This window comes from Streptomyces sp. BE20 (assembly GCF_036322525.1).
GTDB lineage: Bacteria > Actinomycetota > Actinomycetes > Streptomycetales > Streptomycetaceae > Kitasatospora.
Map to the genome: position 1 here is coordinate 1 of NZ_JAQYWW010000644.1, position 4,243 is coordinate 4,243.

Annotated in this window: 1 protein-coding gene; it reads left to right on the forward strand. The window is 74.7% G+C overall.

Annotation, left to right across the window (positions count from 1 at the left end):
- Window positions 1–4,243, forward strand: a 4,243-nt coding sequence (locus tag PUR61_RS13675) for an SDR family NAD(P)-dependent oxidoreductase (RefSeq protein WP_329879089.1), incomplete at both ends; no start/stop codon positions are given.

A 4,243-nucleotide genomic window follows, 5' to 3' on the forward strand; every position in this document is an offset into this window, starting at 1 on the left:
GACGGGGTATGCGCAGCCGGCGTTGTTCGCCGTCGAGGTGGCGTTGCACGCGCTGCTCACCCGCTGGGGTGTGCGGGCGGACGTGCTGGTCGGGCACTCGATCGGCGAGGTTGCCGCCGCGCACGTGGCCGGGGTGCTGTCCCTCTCGGACGCGGCCACGCTGGTCGCGGCGCGCGGCAGGTTGATGCAGGCCCTTCCGTCGGGTGGGGCGATGCTCGCGGTGGGTGCTTCCGAGGCGGACGTCCTCGCCGCGTTCCCGAACGTGGACGTCGCGGTGGTGAACGGCCCTGCGGCCGTGGTGGTTGCGGGCCTCGAAGCCGAGATTGACGCCGTCGCGGAGGCTGCGGGCGGGCGGGGCTGGAAGACTAGCCGCCTGCGGACCAGCCACGCGTTCCACTCCCGGTTGATGGAGCCGATGTTGGAGGACTTCCGCGCCGTGGTGCGGTCCCTCTCCTTCGCCGAGCCTTCGGCCCCGGCGGTTTCGTCGGTGACGGGCCGCTCGGTCGGTGTCGGGCAGTGGTCGGACCCGGAGTACTGGGTGGACCAGGTCCGCAAGCCCGTCCGCTTCGCCGACGCCCTCGAAGCGCTCGACGGCGTCACCAGGTTCGTCGAACTGGGCCCGGACGCGGTCCTGTCCGCGCTCGTCCAGCAGCCCGACGCCGTCACCGCGCCGCTGCTGCGCCGCGACCGTGACGAAGTCACCACCGTGCTCACGGCGTTGGCGACTCTGCACGTCAACGGTGTCCCGGTCGACTGGTCGCCCTTCTTCACCGGCGTCCGACCGGCCGAGCTGCCGACCTACGCCTTCCAGCACCAGCGGTACTGGCTGCAAGCAGCAGCGCCCGGCCGTTCGGCGGAACCTGCGGAGGCGGGCTTCTGGAACGTCGTCGAGAGGGGCGATCTCCCGGCATTCGCAGCGGAGTTGGGCGTCGATACCGATGCCGCCGCCACCGTGCTGCCCGCGCTGTCGACCTGGCGGGCGCGCGGCCAGGAACGTTCGCTCATCGACGGCTGGCGATACCGCGTCACCTGGAAGCCGGTCGTCGATCCCGGCGCGGCCCGGGTCGACGGATCCTGGCTGCTTCTCGGTGAGGACGACGAGGAGACTGCCGCCCTCGCCGATGTCCTGACCGGTCACGGTGCGACCGTGCTCCGGTTGGAGATCGGGGTGCGGGCCGAGCTGGCCGACCGGCTGCGGACGCTCGACACACCGCCGGTCGGCGTACTGGTACCGGCGGGTTCGCTCACCGGCGTACTCGCCGCCGTCCAGGCACTGGGCGACGCCGGAATCGCGGCGCCGCTCTGGCTCCTCACACGGGGGGCGGTCGCGACCGGGTCCGCCGATCCGGCGGTCGACCCGCACCGAGCGGAGGTGTGGGGCTTCGGCCGCGTCGTCGGGTTGGAACACCCCGACCGCTGGGGAGGGCTGATCGACCTGCCGGAGCACCTGGACGTCCGTGCGGGTGGCCGTCTGGTGGCCGTGCTCGCCGGCGGGCTGGGTGACGAGACCGAGGTCTCGGTCCGGGGCGGCGGGCTGCTGGTCCGCCGCCTGACCCCGGCGCCTCGGCGGTCGGGAGGCGGCTGGGAGCCGCGTGGGACGGTTCTGGTCACCGGAGGCACCGGTGGTCTCGGCCGCCAGGTCGCCCGGTGGGCGGTGGCGCAGGGCGCCCGACGGGTCGTGCTCGTCGGCCGACGGGGGACCGGGGCGGAGGGGGTCCGCGAGCTGACGGCGGAGTTCGAGAACGTCGAGGCCCGTGCCTGCGACCTCACCGACCGCGACGCGGTCGCGGCGCTGGTGCGGGAGTTCGACGACGAGCCCGACCTGGCGATCGTGCACGCCGCCGGGACCCTGGACGACGGCGTGGTCGCCGGGCTCGACCCGGCCCGCCTGGACGCGGTGCTGGCGAGCAAGGCCGGCGCGGCCTGGCAACTGCACGAACTGACGGAGCACCGCCCGCTCTCGGCGTTCGTCCTGTTCTCCTCGACCGCCGGCGTGCTCGGCAACCCCGGCCAGGCCAACTACGCCGCCGCCAACGCGGCGCTCGACGCGCTCGCGGAGCACCGCGCGGCCCGCGGGCTGCCGGCCACCTCGATCGCCTGGGGACCCTGGGCCGATGCCGGCATGATGGCCGGCCACGCGGGCTCCGCGCAGTTCCGCCGCTCGGGCCTCTCCCTGTTGCCCCCCGCGGCCGCGCTGGCCGCGCTGGCCGCCGCGGTGGGCGGTGGCGAGCCGGCGGTGGTCGTCGCGGACGTGCGGTGGGACCGGTTCGCCGCCGAGTCCGGCGTGCTGCGGCCGGCGTCGGTGCTGGCCGACCTGCCGGAGGTGCGGGCGTCGGTCCGCGAGGTGACCGTGACCGGCCGGCTGCCGCTCGCGCTGCGGCTGGCGGACCTCTCGCCCGCCGAGGCGCGCCGGACCCTGCTGACCGAGGTGCGGGACCAGGCTGCCGCGGTGCTCGGGCACGGGTCGGGCGGTGCGGTGGCGCCCGACCGCTCGTTCCAGGACCTCGGCCTCGACTCGCTCACCGCGATGGAACTGCGGAACCGGCTGGCCGCCGCGACCGGACTCACCCTCCCGGCGGCACTGGTCTTCGACTACCCGGACGCCGACCGGCTGGCCGGGTTCCTGCTGGAAAGGCTCGTCGGCGGACGGGCTGCGGCGGTACCGGCCGCTCCGGCCGCGCCGGTCACCGACGATCCGATCGTCATCGTCGGGCTGGCCTGCCGGTTCCCGGGCGGGGCCGACACCCCGGAGGACCTCTGGGACCTGCTGGCCTCCGGGACCGACGCCATGGGTGGGTTCCCCACGGACCGCGGCTGGGACCTGGAAGCCCTCTACCACCCGGACCCGGAGCACCCCGGCACCACGTACACCCGGGACGGCGGCTTCGTGTCCGCCGCCGGTGAGTTCGACGCGGGGCTGTTCGGGATCTCGCCGCGCGAGGCGCTGGCGATGGACCCGCAGCAGCGGTTGCTGCTGGAGACGTCGTGGGAGGCGTTCGAACGGGCCGGGGTCGACCCGCTGTCGCTCCGCGGCGAGCAGGTCGGCGTGTTCGCCGGAACCAACGGTCAGGACTACGTCGCGCTGCTGGACGACGGGTCCGAGGACGTCGCGGACTCGGCGGGCCACATCGGCACCGGGAACGCGGCGAGCGTGCTGTCCGGCCGCGTCTCGTACTCGTTCGGCCTGGAGGGGCCGGCGGTGACGGTGGACACGGCGTGCTCGTCGTCGCTGGTCGCGCTGCACCTTGCGGCGCAGGCGCTGCGGTCGGGCGAGTGCTCGATGGCGCTGGTCGGCGGTGTCACCGTGATGGCGACCCCGACGGCCTTCCTGGACTTCAGCCGTCAGCGCGGGCTGGCCGCCGACGGCCGGTGCAAGTCGTTCGGCTCCGACGCGGACGGCACCGCCTGGGGCGAGGGCGCCGGAGTCTTCGTGGTCGAGCGGTTGTCGTCGGCGCGGGCTGCGGGTCGTCGGGTGCTGGCGGTGGTGCGGGGTACGGCGGTGAACCAGGACGGTGCGTCGAACGGTTTGACGGCGCCGAACGGTCCGTCGCAGCAGCGGGTGATCCGGGCGGCGTTGGCGCAGGCGGGTCTTTCCCCGCAGGACGTCGACGCCGTCGAGGCGCACGGCACCGGCACGACGCTGGGTGACCCCATCGAGGCGGAAGCGCTGCTGGCGACGTACGGCCGGGACCGGGACGGAGACGTTCCGCTCTGGCTGGGGTCGATCAAGTCCAACATCGGCCACACGCAGGCGGCGGCCGGTGTCGCAGGGATCATCAAGATGGTCCTGGCGCTTCGGCACGAGACCCTTCCCGCCACCCTGCACGCGGACCGGCCGTCCCCGCACGTCGACTGGGCGTCGGGTGCGGTGCGGCTGCTGACGGAGTCGCGTCCGTGGACCTCCGGGGACCGGCCGCGTCGGGCGGGCGTGTCCTCGTTCGGGATCAGCGGCACCAACGCGCACGTGATCCTGGAGGAGGCGCCGGCCGACGAGACCGTGACCGGACCGGCGCCGTACCGGACCGTGCCGGTGCTGCTGTCCGGCCGGACCCCGGACGCGCTGCGGGCCCAGGCGGAGCGGCTGAGGACGGTGTCGGGTACCGACCTGTCGGCCGTGGCGGCGGCTGCGGCGCGGCGTCCGGTGCTGGCGCATCGTGCGGTGGTGCTCGCGGGTGGGACCGACGAGCTGATGACCGGGCTGGACGCGGTGGCGTCCGGTGCGGGTGGTCTGACGGGCACCGCA